We start from the raw sequence: 14,798 nt of genomic DNA, 5'->3' as shown, positions 1-14,798 counted from the left end.
GGTGTGCCGGACGTAAAGCGAAGCAGTCCGGCACACCCCTACCGCCCCACAGACCCGGCACCGCACCCAACAGCCCCGCGCAGCGGACAGGCACCGCACCCGACAAGCCCCGCGCAGCGGCAACGCCCCGCGCAGCGGCAACGCCCCGCGCAGCGGCAACGCCCCGCGCAGCGGCAACGCCCCGCGCAGCGGACGGGCACCGTGGCCGACAACGCCCCGCGCAGCGGATGGGCCCCGCGCCGCAGGCGCAACAAGCGCAACCTCCACGGCGAGGAGGCCGACAACGTGGGAAGCAGCCAGCCGCAGGCTCACGGTCAGCTCAGCACAACGAGTCGGCTCTCCCTCGCGGAGCGCCCCGCTGCCTCCAGGACGCGAAGGGTCGCCGCCGCCTCCGCGGCGGTCACCGGCGGCGAGTCGCCGTCCCGCAGGGATCGGGCGATCGCCGCGTAATAGGCCGGGTAGTCACCCGGCAGGCTCGGCACCGGGTGGCCGCCGCCGGTCAGGGGGGACTCGCCGGCGCCGAGGCGGCCCCAGGAGGACTCGGGCTCGACGCCCCACGCGTCGCCCTCCGGGCCCGGCCGCAGGCCGGCCCGCAGTGCGGCCTCCTGCGGGTCCAGGCCGTACTTCACATAGCCCGCCCGGCTGCCCAGCACACGGAAGCGCGGCCCGAGTTGGGCGGTGGTGGCGCTCACCCACAGGTGGGAGCGGATGCCGCCGGCGTGGGTGAGGGCGAGGAAGGTGTCGTCGTCGGCCTCCGCGCCCGGGCGGCGGACGTCGGACTCGGCGTAGACCGAGACGGCCGGGCCGAAGAGGGTCAGGGCCTGGTCGACGAGGTGGCTGCCGAGGTCGTAGAGCAGTCCGCCGAGCTCCTCCGGGTCGCCGGACTCGCGCCAGCCGCCCTTGGGCTGCGGGCGCCAGCGTTCGAAGCGGGACTCAAAGCGCTGCACCTCGCCGAGGGCGCCGTCGGCGAGCAGGGCGCGCACCGTGCGGAAGTCGTTGTCCCAGCGGCGGTTCTGGAAGACCGAGAGCAGCAGCCCGCGGCGGTCGGCGAGCGCGGCGAGCTGCTCGGCCTCGGCGGCGGTGGCAGCCAGCGGCTTGTCGACGACCACCGCGGCACCGGCCTCCAGGGCGGCGGTGGCGAGCGGGACGTGCGTCTTGTTCGGCGACGCCAGTACGACCAGGTCGAGCGCGCCGGCGGCGGCCCGGTCCAGCACCTCGTCGGCGGTGGCCACCGTGCGGACCTGCGGGTGCTCGGCGCGGGCCTGCGCCTGCCGCTCGGGGCTGCGGGTCGAGACGGTGTCGAGCAGCAGCCCGTCGGTGGCGGCGATCAGCGGGGCGTGGAAGACCGAGCCGGCCAGGCCGTAGCCGATCAGTCCGACGCGGAAGGGGGCGGTGCGGGCTTCGGGGTCGCTCATGCCCTCCACTTTCGCAACGGTGTTGCCAAAGTGCAAGCAGTGCGGAGAATGGGGGTGTGAGCAGCAGTGATGACGTCGAGCGTGGTCCGCAGGGCGGGGGTCGCCGGGGCCTCGCCGTACCGCCGGAGGTCCCCGGCGCCAACCTCCTCGCCCTGCGCGGGCACAACGCCGCCCTGGTGCTGGGGCTGCTGCGCGCGGCGGGGGAGGAGGGGGTGAGCCGGCTGGAGCTGGCCGAGCGGACCGGGCTCACCCCGCAGGCGGTCAGCAAGATCACCACCCGGCTGCGGGCCGACGGCCTGGCCGCGGAGGCGGGCCGCCGGGCCTCCACCGGCGGCAAACCGCGCACCGTGCTGCGCCTGGTCCCCGGCGCCCGGCACGCCGTCGGCATCCACCTGGACCGCGACGAGATCACCTGTGTGCTGGCCGACCTCGCCGGCCGGCCGGTCGCCGTCCGCCGCGCGCCGCTGGACTTCGGCGGCGGCGCCGGGGCCGTGCTGGACGCCGTCGCCCACGAGGTCGCGGGGCTGCGGGCGGCCGCCGGCGGTCCGCCGGTGCTCGGCGCGGGGGTGGCCTGCCCGGGGCCGCTGGACCATGCGGCGGGTGTCCTGCGCCGGGTCACCGGCGCCCCGCGGTGGGACGGCTTCCCGCTGCGCGACGCGGTCGCGGAACGCCTCGGCCTGCCCGTCGTCCTCGACAAGGACACCAACGCGGCGGCCCTCGGCCTCGGCCGCGCGCCGGGGGACGGCGGCGCCTCCTTCGCCTACCTCCACCTGGGGACCGGACTCGGCGCCGGACTGGTCCTGGGCGGCGGCCTCCACCGGGGGCCGCACACCGGCGCCGGCGAGTTCGGCCACCAGGTCCTCCAGCTCGACGGGCCGCGGTGCGGCTGCGGGCGGCGCGGCTGCGTCGAGGAGCTGTGCCTGGCGGCGGTGGCCCGCGGCGATCTGCCGGCGGCGGCCCGGGTGTTGGGCGTGGCCGCCGCCAACCTCGTCGAACTGCTCGACGTGGAACGGGTGGTGCTCGGCGGCCGCACCGTCCTCGCGCACCCGGAGCGGTTCCGGGACGGAGTGGCCGAGGTCCTCGCCGAGCACGCGGCCCTGCGGGGCCGGCCGGGCGCGGCGTCCGGCGGCGGCCCGCAGGCGGTGCCCGAGGTGCCGGTGGCGCTGGCCCGCGGCGGCTCCCGGGCCGTCGCGGACGGCGCCGCCGAGCTGGTCCTGAGCGAACTGTTCCGCTGAGCCCCCACCGGCGCACCCTCGCCAGCCGCCAGCCGCCAGCCGCCAGCCGCCAGCCGCCAGCCGCCAGCCGCCAGCCGCCAGCCGCCAGCCGCCCGTAGTCCGCGGGCCGGTGACGGGGAGACGACGGCGCCTCGAATCCATGCCCTCCCGGGGGCGCGCCCTTCCCCGGGCCGCCCCTGGTGCGAAGATCGCCGGGTGGAGTTCCCGTACGGCCAGGATCCTGGCGCACCCATCCGGTCCGGCGTTCCCGAGCACGGACGCATCCCCAAGTACTACGCGGCGAAGGTCGAACTCGCCGCCCTGCTCGCCGAGTTGGGTGAGGGTGAACCGCTGCCCGCCGAACGCGAACTGGCTCTGAGGTTCGAGGTGTCCCGGGAGACCCTGCGCCAGGCCCTGCGGGAACTGGTGCTGGAGGGGCGGCTGCGCCGGATGGGGCGCGGCACGGTCGTCGCCGGCCCCAAGATGGAGCAGCCGCTCTCGCTCGCCAGTTACACCGAGGGCGTCCGCCGCCAGGGCCGCACGCCCGGCCGCCACCTGGTCTCGCTCGACCGCTTCCCCAGCCCGCCGGAACTCGCCCGGGACCTCGGGCTCGACGCCGGCGACGCGGTGTGGCACCTGGAGCGGGTGCTGCTCGCCGACGACGAGCGGGTCGGCCTGGAGAGCACCTACGTCGCGGTCTCCCGGGCCCCGGACCTGGCGTCCGACTTCGAGCCGGACTCGTCGTTCTACGCCTATCTCCACGAGCGGCTCGGCATAGGTTTCGGCGACGCGGACGAACGCCTGGAGACGGTCCTGGCCACCCCGCGCGAGGCGCTGCTGATCGGGACGCCCGGTGCGCTGCCGATGCTGCTGATCCACCGGTGGTCCCGGGACACCGAGGGGCGCCCGCTGGAGCGGGTGCGCTCGCTCTACCGGGGCGACCGGTTCTCGTTCACCACCCACCTGGGGAACGCCTGGAGGGCGTAACGACGGGCGCCCGGACGGCAGTTGAGGAGACGCCCCGCATCGCATAACGGAATGGTAACGGGTCTAGGCCAAGTTTGAAGGGCTGTTAACCGGGCCGTCGCCGAACCGTCCCCCGCGGGTCACCCACCGCCGCGACCGTCTGGGGCATGCGAGTCATAGTCGTCGGAGCCGGCGTGCTGGGAACCCTGCACGCCTGGCACGCAGTCGAACGGGGCCACGAGGTCCTCCACATCGAGCGGGAGGCCGAGGCCCGCGGCGCCTCGGTCCGCAACTTCGGACAGATCTGGGTCAGCGGCCGGGCCGGCGGCGAGGAGCTGGACACCGCGCTGCGCGCCCGCGAACTCTGGGAGGGCATCGGCGCCCGCGTCCCGGGCCTCGGCTTCCGCGCCATCGGCTCGCTCACCGTCGTCCGCAACGACATCGAGCGCGCCGTCGCCGAGGCCGCCACCCGCCGCCCGGACGCCGCCGCCCGCGGCTACCGCTACCTCGACGCCGAGCAGGCCCGCGCCGTCAACCCCGCCCTGCGCGGCGACTTCGCCGGCGCGCTGTGGTGCGAGCGGGACGCCGCCGTGGAGCCGCGGGTCGCCCAACGCGCCCTGAAGGACGCCTTGTCGGCCTCCGGCCGGTACACCTACCTCGGCGGCCGCGAGGTCCGCGACGTGGTCGGTGAGCACGCCGTCCGCGACGACCACGGCGACACCCACCACGGCGACGCGGTCGTGCTGTGCACCGGCGCCTGGCTCGGCGGCCTGGTCCGCGAGCTCGTCCCGGACCTGCCGGTGCGCCGGGTGCGGCTGCAGATGATGCAGACCGACCCGCTCGGCGAGGCGCTGACCACCTCCGTCGCCGACGCCGACAGCTTCCGCTACTACCCGGCCTACCGCAGCGACGCCCTGGACGCCCTCAACGCCGGCCAGGCGCAGACCCCGACGGCCGCCGCCCACAAGATGCAGCTGCTGATGGTCCAGCGCGCCGACGGCGGCCTGACCATCGGCGACACCCACGAGTACGAGACGCCGTTCGCCTTCGACACCGTTGAGGAGCCCTACGAGCACCTCACCGGCGTCGTCGAGGCGATCCTGGGCCGCCCGCTGCCCCGTATCCGCCACCGCTGGGCCGGCGTCTACGCCCAGTGCACCGACACCAGCCGGGTCGTCCACCGCCAGCAGGTCCGCGACGGCGTCTGGCTGGTCACCGGCCCCGGCGGACGGGGTATGACCTGCTCCCCGGCCATCGCCGAGAAGACCGCGAACGAACTGGGATGGTGAGCCCGTTGACGAACCCGCCTGCGCACCCCGACCGCGCCCGCCGTCCCGAGGACGTCCGGCTGGTCGTCCTGGACATGGCCGGCACCACCGTCGCCGACGGCGGCCTGGTGGAGCGGGCCTTCGAGACCGCCGCCCGGCACATGGGCGTCGAACCGGGCAGCCCCGAGCACGCCGAGCAGCTCGCCTACGTCCGCGCCACCATGGGCGAGTCCAAGATCTCCGTCTTCCGGCACCTGTTCGCCGCCCCGGACGGCGACCCGGCCGCCACCGAAGAGGCCGCCCAGCGCGCCAACCGCGCCTTCGAGACCGCCTACGGCACCCTCGTCGACGCCGGACGGATCGCCCCCGTCCCCGGCGCCCGCGAAGCCATCGAGGCCCTCCAGGCCGCCGGCCGCACCGTCGTCCTCACCACCGGGTTCGCCCGGGTCACCCAGGACGCCATCCTCGACGCCCTCGGCTGGCGCGACCTGGTCGCCCTCACCCTCTGCCCGGCCGACGCCGGCGGCCGCGGCCGCCCCTACCCCGACATGGTGCTGGCCGCCCTGCTGCGCACCGGCGCCGCCGACGACGTCGCACAGCTCGCGGTGGCCGGCGACACCTCCTACGACATGACCTCCGGCCGCCGCAGCGGCGCCTCGGTGGTCGCCGGGGTGCTCACCGGAGCCCACCGCGAGGCCCAGCTGCGGGCCGCCGGCGCCACCCACGTCCTCGGCTCGGTCGCCGAACTGCCCGCACTGCTGGGAGTGGTGTGACATGCCCGCCCCCGCCGCCGCGGCCCCCGCCGCCACCGCGCCGACCGTGCCGTCCGCACCGCCCCCGGCGTCCGGCATCCGCTTCGACCACGTCACCGTCGCCCACGGCCGCCACCACGAGCACACCGTCCTGGACTCCCTCGACCTCACCGTCGAACCGGGCGAGGCGATGGCCCTGCTCGGCCCGTCCGGCTCCGGCAAGACCACCGCGCTGCGGGCGGTCGCCGGCTTCGTCCGCCCGGTCTCCGGCCGCGTCCTGATCGGCGGCCGGGACGTGACCGCCCTGCCGCCCTACAAGCGCGGCATCGGCATGGTCGTCCAGCAGTACGCGCTCTTCCCGCACATGAAGGTCGCCGAGAACGTCGCCTTCGGCCTCAAGGCGCAGAAGGCCCCGCGCGCCGAGATCCCCGGCCGGGTCACCGAGGCCCTGGAGATGGTCGGCATGGCCCGCTACGCCGACCGGCACCCCCGGGAACTCTCCGGCGGCCAGCAGCAGCGCGTGGCCATCGCCCGCGCGCTGGCCATCCGCCCCGGCGTGCTGCTGCTGGACGAACCGCTCTCCGCGCTCGACGCCCAGCTGCGCTCCGGCATGCTCGCCGAACTCTCCCGGCTGCACCGCGAGTTGCCCGACGTCTCGATCCTCTACGTCACCCACGACCAGGTCGAGGCGCTGACCCTCGCCGACCGGATCGCCGTCCTGGAGTCGGCCCGGTTGCGCGAGTGCGGCGTCCCGCAACAGCTCTACCGCAGCCCGCGCACCGCGTTCACCGCGTCGTTCGTCGGCACCGCGAACCTGCTGCCGGTGACCGTGCGGCGGGACGGCGGCGTGGAGTTCGCCGGTCGGGAGCTGGCCGTGCCCACCGGCGACGCGGTCCCGGGCGCCTCCGCCACCCTGTGCGTCCGCCCGCACCTGCTCGGCCTGGGCGCCGGCCCCGCCCCGGGCGGCAACACCCTGCGCGGCACCGTCACCGAGGTCCAGTGGCGGGGCGCCACCCACCGGCTGTACGTCGCGGTCGGCGGCCACCGGGTCCTGGCCGACCTGCGCGAACTGCGCCAGACCCCGCCGCTGGGCACCGAACTCGCCCTGCACTTCGCCCCCGAGGACGCGGTCCTCATCCCGGCGGGCATCCAGCCGGCCGCCCCCGCGGACGCCGGAGCACACCATGGCTGAGCGCACGCGGCCGGCCGGCGGACGCCGCACCGCCCTGTGGGCCCTGCCGCCCGTCGCCGCCCTCGCCGTGGTGTTCCTCTACCCGCTGGCCCTGGTGGTCGGCCAGTCCCTCACCCCGGAGGACGGCGGCGGCCCGACCACCGCCCCGTACACCGAGGTGCTGACCGCCGCCTCCTTCCAGGACGCGCTCGCCACCACGGTCCTGATCGCGGCCGGCGCCACCCTCGGCGCGCTCCTGCTCGGCCTGGTCCTCTCCCTGGTCATCGCTTTCGTCCCGTTCCCCGGCGGCAAGGCGCTGGCCCGCTTCATCGACCTCTTCCTCGCCTTCCCGTCCTTCCTGATCACCCTCGCCCTGCTGTTCCTCTACGGCACCGTCGGCATCGCCAACGGCCTGTGGACGGACGTCACCGGCGCCGCCCACGGGCCACTGGACTTCCTGCACACCCCCTGGGGCGTGCTGCTGGCCGAGGTCACCTACTTCACCCCGTTCGTGATGCGCCCCCTGCTGGCGGCGTTCTCGCAGGTGGACACCGCGCAACTGGAGGTCGCCGGCTCCCTGGGCGCCCGGCCGTGGCGGATCGTGCGGACGGTGATCCTGCCCGAGGCGCTGCCCTCGCTCGCCGCCGGCGGCGCGCTGGTCCTCGTGCTGTGCCTCAACGAGTTCGGCATCGTCCTGTTCACCGGCGCCAAGAACGTCGTCACCCTGCCGGTGCTCGTCTACACCAAGGCGATCCTGGACGGCGACTACACCGGCGCCTGCGTCGTCGCGGTCGTCAACATCGCGCTCTCCGTCGCCCTCTACGCGCTGTACCGGGCGGTGATGTCCCGCACCTCCGGCGCCGCCCGGCGCCGCGGCACCCCCGCCCCGGCGCCCGCCGCGGACGCCCCCACCGGCCCCGCTCCCGCTTCCCCCGTCCCCGCCCTCGCCACCGGAGGTGCCGACCGTGCTCGTGCATAGCGCAGCCGCCCGCCGGGTCATCTGGGCGGTGTTCTTCCTCCTCTTCGTCCCGGTCTTCGCGCTCCCGCTGCTGGTGATCGCCGCCGCCTCCGTCGCCGACGGCTGGAGCGGAGCCCTCCCCTCCGGCCTGACGCTGACGCACTACCAGGACATCGCCAAAGGGGACGCGCTGACCGCGCTGACGACCAGCGTGCTCACCGCCCTCGCCGCCGGCGTGGTCGCCCTGACCGCCGGCACCTGGGCCGCACTGGCCGCGGAGAAGCTCGGCCGCCGCGCCCGCCGGGTCCTCGACGCGCTCTTCCTCCTGCCGATCGCCGTCCCCTCCGTCGTCGTCGGCCTCGCCCTCCTCGTCGCCTTCTCCCGGCCCCCGTTCCTCCTCAACGGCACCCCGCAGATCGTGATCATCGCCCACACCGTGCTGGTCACCGCCTTCGCCTACCAGTCCGTCACCGCCGCGCTGGCCCGCCTCGACCCGGCCTACGAGCAGAGCGCCGCCGGCCTCGGCGCCCGCCCCGCCTACGTCCTGTGGCGGGTCAAACTCCCCCTGCTGCTGCCGTCCCTGACCGCAGCCGCGGGCCTGTGCTTCGCCCTCTCCATGGGCGAACTGAGCGCCACGATGATGCTCTACCCCCCGGACTGGATGCCGCTGCCCGTCCAGATCTTCGCCGCCACCGACCGCGGCGCCCTCTTCACCGGCGCCGCCCTGGCCGTCGCCCTCATGGCCACCACCCTCCTCGTCCTCCTCGGCGTCTCCCGCATCCGCACCAAGGCCACCTACCGCTGAGCCCGCGCCACCCCCCTCGAACTCCCCTTCTCCCGCGACCCGTTCCAGGAGTCCCGCCATGTCCAGCCGCCTGCCCCGCCGCCCGCTCGTCGCCGGCGCCGCCGCCCTCGTCCTCGCCGGCTCCCTCACCGCCTGCGGCGCCTCGGCCGCCGACCCCGACGCCAAGGAGATCACCGTCTACAGCGCCGACGGCCTCAAGAGCGAACAGGGCGACGGCTTCTACGACAAGGTCTTCAAGGACTTCGAGAAGCAGACCGGCATCAAGGTCAACTACGTCGAGTCCGGCTCCGGCGCCGCCGTCCAGCGCCTGGCCCGCGAACGCGCCAACACCAAGGCCGACATCCTGGTCACCCTGCCGCCCTTCATCCAGCAGGCCGACGGCAAGGGCCTGTTGGGCGTCTACCGCCCGCACGGCTCCGATCAGGTCGCCGCCGCCGACAAGGACCCGAACGGCAAATGGGTCTCCATCGTCAACAACTACTTCTGCTTCATCTACAACAAGAAGGAACTCAAGGAGCCCCCGGCCACCTGGCAGGACCTCACCGACCACCGCTTCGCCGGCAAGCTCCAGTACTCCACCCCGGGCGTCGCCGGCGACGGCACCGCCGTCCTCATCAAGGCGCTGCACGACTTCGGCGGCCAGGGCCCGGCCATGGACTTCCTCAAGAAGCTCCAGGCCAACAACGTCGGCCCGTCCTCCTCCACCGGCCAGCTCGCCCCCAAGACCGACAAAGGCGAACTCCTCATCGCCAACGGCGACGTCCAGATGAACTACGCCAACACCAAGACCATGCCCAACCAGGGCATCTTCTTCCCCGCCGGCAAGCCCGGCGCCCGCCCCGCCACCTTCGCCCTGCCCTACGCCGCCGGCCTGGTCAAGGACGCCCCGCACGCCGCCAACGCGCGCAAGTTCCTCGACTACCTCCTCAGCAAGCCCGTCCAGGAACAGGTCTCCGCCGTCGGCGGCGGCTTCTCCTCCCGCAAGGACGTCAAGCCCACCGACGCCAACGCCACCGCCCTCGCCAAGATCATGAAGGGCGTCGACGTCTTCCAGCCCGACTGGAACGACATCGACAAGAACCTCGACACCTACATCGGCGCCTGGAAGACGGCCACCGGCAGCTGACCGGCGCCCCTGACCGCCCGCCACGGAACGGGGGCCGAGGCCACCGGCCCCGGCCCCCGAATCCCCCGGCCCTCAGACCAGATCCACCAGATCGGCGATCGAGTCCACCACCTTCGTCGGCCGGAACGGGTACCGGTCCACGTCCGCCTCGGCCGTCAGCCCCGTCAGCACCAGGAACGTCTGCATCCCGGCCTCCAGCCCCGCCAGCACATCGGTGTCCATCCGGTCGCCGATCATGGCCGAGGTCTCGGAGTGCGCCCCGATGACATTGAGCGCATGGCGCATCATCAACGGATTGGGCTTGCCGACGAAATACGGCTCCTTCCCCGTCGCCTTGGTGATCAAAGCGGCCACCGAACCGGTCGCCGGCAGCGCCCCCTCCGGCGACGGACCGGTGTTGTCCGGGTTGGTGGCGATGAACCGGGCACCGTCGTTGATCAGCCGGATCGCCTTCGTCAGCGCCTCGAACGAGTAGGTGCGCGTCTCACCCAGGATCACGAAGTCCGGATCGACGTCGGTCAGTACGTACCCCGCGTCGTGCAGGGCGGTCGTCAAGCCCGCTTCCCCGATCACAAAGGCGGTACCGCCGGGACGCTGGGTGTCCAGGAACGTGGCCGTGGCCAGCGCCGAGGTCCAGATGTTCGCCACCGGCACGTCGAGACCGATCCGGCTGAGCCGGGCGTGCAGGTCCCGCGGTGTGTAGATCGAGTTGTTGGTGAGCACCAGGAACGGACGGTCGGAGTCCCGGAGCTTCTTGATGAAGGCGTCCGCGCCCGGTACCGGGACGCCTTCGTGCATCAGCACACCGTCCATATCGGTGAGCCACGATTCGATGGGCTTGCGCTCAGTCATGGCCCCACCGTAAGAGGCGCCCCAGGTCACGTGCCATGGGAGCGACGCCCCGAACCTCCGCGGCGCCCACCCGGCGACGCCGACCACCGCACCACCGCCCCGGCCCCACGTCCTCCGCCCGCCCCTCCGCACCCCGCCGCCGACGCCCCCGCCCACCCGAACGGTGCAGCCCCGCCCCGCCCCGGATGCGCCCGGCGGCGGACCGGCGGACCGTCAAGGTAACCGGAGGTACACCATGCGCTCACCGCAGCTCGCACTCTGCGCCGCGGTCGCGGCGTGCGCGGTGACGACGGCACCCGCGCACGCCGACGACGCCGGGCGCGGCACCGCAACCGCCCAGACCACCGTCGCCCCGCACCGCGCCCGGACCGCCCTTCCCACTGGGACGCCGCCGACCCCCGCCCCGGCCGCCCGCACCGCCCGCGCCCACCTCGCGGCGGACCGGGCCGCCGCCCACCGCGAACTGAGCAGCACCTCCGCCGTCGCCCTGGTCCTGGCGGGCGGCGCGGTCCTGGTCATCGCGGGCCAGCTGCTCCGGCTCCGGCTCCGACTCCGCCGCGAACGCAACGGGAGCGGCGGTGCCGACGAGAACTGAGCAGACGACCGCCGAGACGCCCACCACGGCAGAACGGGACCGGCACCGGAACCGCACTCCCCAACGGCATCGGGCGGGGGAGGGGACGCGGAAGGAAAAAGGGGCGGCGCCCCATCCCGCCACCGGTGCCCGGTTCCTCTGGGGCGTCGCCTGGGCCGTCCTGCTGCTGGCGTGCTGGCTCCGCGGCGGCGGCCCCGATCCGCCGGGCGCCAGCCCGGCGCTCCTGCCCACGACGAGCGATGCCCCCGTCCCCCGCCCCCCGGCCCGGGCGCCCGCGCCGCACACCGGATCACCGGCGGCCCCCGACACCGCGCCGCAACCACAACACGACTGAGGCCCCCCGCGATGCGAGGGGCCTCAGTCCTACGTGCGCCGCCAGGGACTCGAACCCCGGACCCGCTGATTAAGAGTCAGCTGCTCTAACCAACTGAGCTAGCGGCGCGCGCTGACAGAGAAAACTCTACACGAACTGCGAGGGTGGTCCGTACCCAGGAACGTCCCACCCACGCTTCCCGCACCTGTGATCCCCGTCACCCCGCACTCGCCACATTAGCCCCACCCCACCCACCATCCCCTCAGGCCCCCGGCCGTGACCCCCTCGCCGTCCCGCCGACGGTCCATCCGGCCCGAGCCGAAGGCCCCCTGATCTCGGGACCTTCGCCTACCGGCGCATCCGAATCGGTCTGTGAAGATCAAGTTCATGGCCGTAGCGCATCGGTTGCCCCGTCAACATGCGGTATCAACTGCCAGTTGAGAGGGTGAGGGCCAGCGCCGGGGCGCGGCGGGGCCGACGCCGGGGCGCACGGACCCACGAGCCGCCGGCCCGGAGGAGAACTGGCATGACAGCCCCCGGACACGCCGCCCCCGACACCGCGCATGCGGCCCCTCGCCCGGCCCGGCGGCCGGGCCCCCGGCCGCCCCCATCGATCATGGCGTCCATCACTACTCCGCCGTCACCTGCAACCCCATCCCGCGAGCCGACGTCTGCTAGGACGCGAGCCCCGACGCGGGGGCCCGGGACTCGCCCCTCTTCGGAAAGGTTGATCGTCGTGGTGTCGACAGCCAAACGCACCCTTGAGATGCAGCTCCTCCTCGGGCCGGACGAAACGGTTCCGGTGGCCGGCCGGTTCAGTTACCGGAGCGACCGCCCCTACGAGGTCGAGGTCGCGTTCGTCAGCCGCGGCGAGACGGTCGCCACCTGGCTGTTCGCCCGGGACCTGCTGCTCGGGGGGCTGCGCGAGGAGGTCGGCGAGGGTGACGTACGGGTGTGGCCCGCCCGTCGCGTGACCGGTTCCCGCCAGGTGCACATCGAGCTCGCCACCGACGACAGCGTCTGCGAGCTGGCGGTGCGCGCGGCGGAGCTCGCCGCCTGGCTGGAGCAGACCGCGGCCATCGTCCCGCCCGGCCACGAAGACCGCCATCTCGATATGGACGCCCACCTGGCCCGCCTGCTAGCGGGGAAGTGCTGATGACTCCCACTCCCATGACGACGACCGACGCCCGGCTCGCCCTGCGCGCGACGCCCCCCAGGGGAACGGGCACCGCCACCGCACCCGCCGAAGCGCGGGGCGGCCACCCCGCCGCCGAGCGCGTCCCGCCCGCGCGGACCGGCGCCCACCCCGCCGTCCGCATCCCGGTGCAGCCCGGCCCGGACGGCGCCCGCCCCGGTTCCGCGGGACCGGACGACACCGCGGCCGCCGACGGCGACGCCTCCGGCGCCCCGGCCCCGCACGATCCGTGCGCGCACGGCTTCCTCCCCGAGCGGCCCCCCGTCCGCTCCATGATCGGCACCTGGACCCGGCTGGACGCCATGGCCCGTGAGGTGGCCGTCGCCCCCGACCGCGCCACCGCGGTCGCCGTCGTCGAACGCGCCCACCGCGCCGACGAGTTGACGGCCCTGCGGCAGCGTGTCTCCCGCCTCTCGCCCCGCAACGCCGAGGCCGCCTCGATGCGCATCGCGGTCATCGCGGTGTCCTGCGGCTGGAGCGCCCTCGACCCGCAGGCACCGGCCGCCCGCGAGGTCGCCGACGAGGCGTTCCTGGAACTCTGGGCCGCCATCGCGCACCGCATCGACCACGACCAGTTCGTCGCCCTGCCGACCCTCGCGCTCCACAACTGGGCGCCGGAACGCAAACCGCGCCGCCACATCCCCATCGACCAACTCGCCCGCACCGAACAGCTGGTCCCGATCGTCCGCTGGGCCCCGGAAGGCCAGCCGCTCAGCCGCCTGGACCGGCTGATGCTCGCCGCGACCCGCCTGGAGGCGCACGGCATCTGGCTGTTCCGCCTTGCCGACACCCTGGCCGGCCGCGCCCCCGACGACTCCTCGACCCCGACGGCACTGCGCCGCCTGGTCCGCATCCAGCACGCCCTGCGCGCCCAACTCCACTCCGAGGCGGCGGAACTGGCCTCCGCCCCGGCCACCGACCAGCAGCGCGCGGTACTCGGCGCGCTCGCCGAACAGGGCGCCCTGGAACCGCCGGTCCTCCAGGCCGCGGACGCCGTACTGGGCATCGGCGGCCGCCGCCTGGGCGAGGGCCGCCGCCAGCACCTGCGCCGCCACCTCCCGGCCCAGCACCGCGCCTGGCTCAGCGCCATGGACCGGCACTGCGCCCCCGTCCGCACCCTCGCCCACCGCGGCGGCCCCGACGCCGCCGTCTACCGCGAGGCGCAGGAGTCCCTCATCGCCCTCCGCCGCACCTACACCGCCCTCGTCCACACCGCCGCCGCCCCCACCCCGGGCCCCCTGCGCAAGGCGGCCTGACCCCGGGGCGTCGCCCCGTACGCGGACGACCCGTGCCCGGGACCGGCGGCCCCCGCGGCCGCACGGGCCCGGAGCGCGGAGGGCGGGGGAGGCCGGGCCCGGCGACCCCGGCCTCCGGGCCCCGTTCGGGCCGCCGCTCAGGCGCCCGTGCTGCCGTCCACGGCTTCCCTGATCAGATCGGCATGACCGTTGTGCCGCGCATACTCCTCGATCATGTGGACCAGGATCCAGCGCAGTGACACGCTCGGGCCGCCGACGTATCCGGCCTCCTGCTCCGAGAGCGTGCCGGCGTCCTCCAGGGACGAGCCGGCGATCAGCTCCCTGCTCCGAGCGACCTCCGCGCGCCAGACGTCCAGGGCTTCGCCGATCCCCCGCCCCGGGACGAGGGCGAAGCCGTCGCCCGCGCCCTCCCCGTACAGCGGCGGCACGTCCTGGCCCGCGAACACCCGCCGGAACCAGTTGCGTTCGACCTCCGTCACGTGCTGGACCAGGCCCAGCAGCGTCATCGAGGACGGCGCCACCGAGGCCGTCCGCGCCTGGTGGTCGTCGAGGCCGGCGCACTTCAGTTCCAGCGTCGCGCGGTGGAAGTCCAACCAGCTTTCCAGCATCTGACGCTCCCCGGCGTGCGGGGGCGGGACGGGGCGGCCGTCCGGTGCAGTACCCATGCCCGTCACTCTCACACAGCCCGCCGCCCGCCGCCCGGCGACGCCGCATCCGCGGACGCGGGCGGCACCCGCTCCGGAACGCGTGCGCGCACAACGAAGTGGGCGCTCCCGGTAAACCGAGAGCGCCCACTTCCTACGTGCGCCGCCAGGGACTCGAACCCCGGACCCGCTGATTAAGAGTCAGCTGCTCTAACCAACTGAGCTAGCGGCGCGCGCTGACAAAAGAAATACTACCTGGTCGAGAGGG

At 74.6% G+C, this 14,798-nt stretch carries 15 protein-coding genes and 2 tRNA genes; 12 read left to right on the top strand and 5 right to left on the bottom strand.

The window, feature by feature from the left end; translation table 11 throughout:
• Positions 1 to 314: 314 nt before the first annotated feature.
• The gene (locus ACIQE0_RS07780; RefSeq protein WP_402329811.1) at positions 315 to 1,415 is read right to left on the bottom strand and encodes a Gfo/Idh/MocA family oxidoreductase; all 1,101 of its coding nucleotides are present in this window, start codon (positions 1,413 to 1,415) and stop codon (positions 315 to 317) included.
• Between the two features lie 56 nt (positions 1,416 to 1,471).
• Between ACIQE0_RS07780 and ACIQE0_RS07775 the strand changes: the two genes are divergently transcribed.
• The 8 genes from ACIQE0_RS07775 (at position 1,472) to ACIQE0_RS07740 (ending at position 9,675) form a co-directional block, all read left to right on the top strand.
• Positions 1,472 to 2,650: an ROK family protein gene (locus ACIQE0_RS07775; RefSeq protein WP_402329809.1), complete on the top strand. Its 1,179-nt coding sequence runs from the start codon at positions 1,472 to 1,474 to the stop codon at positions 2,648 to 2,650.
• Between the two features lie 195 nt (positions 2,651 to 2,845).
• A complete protein-coding gene (locus ACIQE0_RS07770) occupies positions 2,846 to 3,616 on the top strand; it encodes a GntR family transcriptional regulator (protein WP_402329807.1) in 771 nt (256 codons plus the stop codon).
• Between the two features lie 146 nt (positions 3,617 to 3,762).
• Positions 3,763 to 4,884 carry a TIGR03364 family FAD-dependent oxidoreductase gene (locus tag ACIQE0_RS07765; RefSeq protein ID WP_402329805.1) on the top strand — a complete coding sequence of 374 codons (1,122 nt, stop codon included), beginning with the start codon at positions 3,763 to 3,765 and terminating at the stop codon, positions 4,882 to 4,884.
• Positions 4,878 to 5,636 carry a phosphonatase-like hydrolase gene (locus ACIQE0_RS07760; RefSeq protein WP_402329803.1) on the top strand — a complete coding sequence of 253 codons (759 nt, stop codon included), beginning with the start codon at positions 4,878 to 4,880 and terminating at the stop codon, positions 5,634 to 5,636. Before ACIQE0_RS07765 ends, ACIQE0_RS07760 begins: the two co-directional genes overlap by 7 nt.
• Before the next feature lies 1 nt (position 5,637).
• On the top strand, positions 5,638 to 6,807 hold the full coding sequence (locus ACIQE0_RS07755) for an ABC transporter ATP-binding protein (RefSeq protein ID WP_402329801.1): 1,170 nt from the start codon (positions 5,638 to 5,640) through the stop codon (positions 6,805 to 6,807).
• Positions 6,800 to 7,765, top strand: coding sequence for a 2-aminoethylphosphonate ABC transporter permease subunit (locus ACIQE0_RS07750; protein WP_402329799.1), 966 nt, complete (start codon positions 6,800 to 6,802; stop codon positions 7,763 to 7,765). Before ACIQE0_RS07755 ends, ACIQE0_RS07750 begins: the two co-directional genes overlap by 8 nt.
• Positions 7,752 to 8,549: an ABC transporter permease subunit gene (locus tag ACIQE0_RS07745; protein ID WP_366338956.1), complete on the top strand. Its 798-nt coding sequence runs from the start codon at positions 7,752 to 7,754 to the stop codon at positions 8,547 to 8,549. Before ACIQE0_RS07750 ends, ACIQE0_RS07745 begins: the two co-directional genes overlap by 14 nt.
• 58 nt (positions 8,550 to 8,607) lie before the next feature.
• Positions 8,608 to 9,675 (top strand): 2-aminoethylphosphonate ABC transporter substrate-binding protein, encoded by a 1,068-nt coding sequence (locus ACIQE0_RS07740; RefSeq protein ID WP_402329796.1) that lies wholly within the window; start codon positions 8,608 to 8,610, stop codon positions 9,673 to 9,675.
• A gap of 72 nt (positions 9,676 to 9,747) precedes the next feature.
• Here ACIQE0_RS07740 and ACIQE0_RS07735 read toward each other — a convergent pair whose 3' ends face one another.
• A complete protein-coding gene (locus ACIQE0_RS07735) occupies positions 9,748 to 10,527 on the bottom strand; it encodes an HAD-IIA family hydrolase (protein WP_366338959.1) in 780 nt (259 codons plus the stop codon).
• Between the two features lie 235 nt (positions 10,528 to 10,762).
• Here ACIQE0_RS07735 and ACIQE0_RS07730 point away from each other — a divergent pair, with 235 nt between their 5' ends.
• Both ACIQE0_RS07730 and ACIQE0_RS07725 read left to right on the top strand, forming a co-directional pair.
• A complete protein-coding gene (locus tag ACIQE0_RS07730; RefSeq protein WP_402329794.1) occupies positions 10,763 to 11,122 on the top strand; it encodes a hypothetical protein in 360 nt (119 codons plus the stop codon).
• Positions 11,106 to 11,456, top strand: a complete 351-nt coding sequence (locus ACIQE0_RS07725) for a hypothetical protein (protein WP_402329792.1) — start codon at positions 11,106 to 11,108, stop codon at positions 11,454 to 11,456. The genes ACIQE0_RS07730 and ACIQE0_RS07725 overlap by 17 nt, the downstream gene beginning before the upstream one ends.
• Before the next feature lie 34 nt (positions 11,457 to 11,490).
• On the opposite strand, the gene ACIQE0_RS07720 is transcribed toward ACIQE0_RS07725, so the two are convergent.
• Positions 11,491 to 11,564 (bottom strand) — tRNA-Lys (locus ACIQE0_RS07720).
• Between the two features lie 610 nt (positions 11,565 to 12,174).
• On the opposite strand from ACIQE0_RS07720, the gene ACIQE0_RS07715 reads away from it, so the two are divergent.
• Both ACIQE0_RS07715 and ACIQE0_RS07710 read left to right on the top strand, forming a co-directional pair.
• Positions 12,175 to 12,591 (top strand): SsgA family sporulation/cell division regulator, encoded by a 417-nt coding sequence (locus ACIQE0_RS07715; RefSeq protein WP_402329790.1) that lies wholly within the window; start codon positions 12,175 to 12,177, stop codon positions 12,589 to 12,591.
• Positions 12,591 to 13,886 carry a hypothetical protein gene (locus tag ACIQE0_RS07710; RefSeq protein WP_366338966.1) on the top strand — a complete coding sequence of 432 codons (1,296 nt, stop codon included), beginning with the start codon at positions 12,591 to 12,593 and terminating at the stop codon, positions 13,884 to 13,886. Before ACIQE0_RS07715 ends, ACIQE0_RS07710 begins: the two co-directional genes overlap by 1 nt.
• A gap of 137 nt (positions 13,887 to 14,023) precedes the next feature.
• On the opposite strand, the gene ACIQE0_RS07705 is transcribed toward ACIQE0_RS07710, so the two are convergent.
• Together ACIQE0_RS07705 and ACIQE0_RS07700 are read right to left on the bottom strand one after the other, a co-directional pair.
• The gene (locus tag ACIQE0_RS07705) at positions 14,024 to 14,551 is read right to left on the bottom strand and encodes a DinB family protein (RefSeq protein ID WP_366338968.1); all 528 of its coding nucleotides are present in this window, start codon (positions 14,549 to 14,551) and stop codon (positions 14,024 to 14,026) included.
• 138 nt (positions 14,552 to 14,689) lie between these two features.
• Positions 14,690 to 14,763 (bottom strand) — tRNA-Lys (locus tag ACIQE0_RS07700).
• Between the last annotated feature and the right edge of the window lie 35 nt (positions 14,764 to 14,798).

It is taken from the genome of Streptomyces sp. NPDC093097 (assembly GCF_044754325.1).
GTDB lineage: Bacteria > Actinomycetota > Actinomycetes > Streptomycetales > Streptomycetaceae > Streptomyces.
The sequence above is the reverse complement of the archived record's forward strand: the minus strand, read 5'-3'. Positions and strand labels throughout refer to the sequence as shown.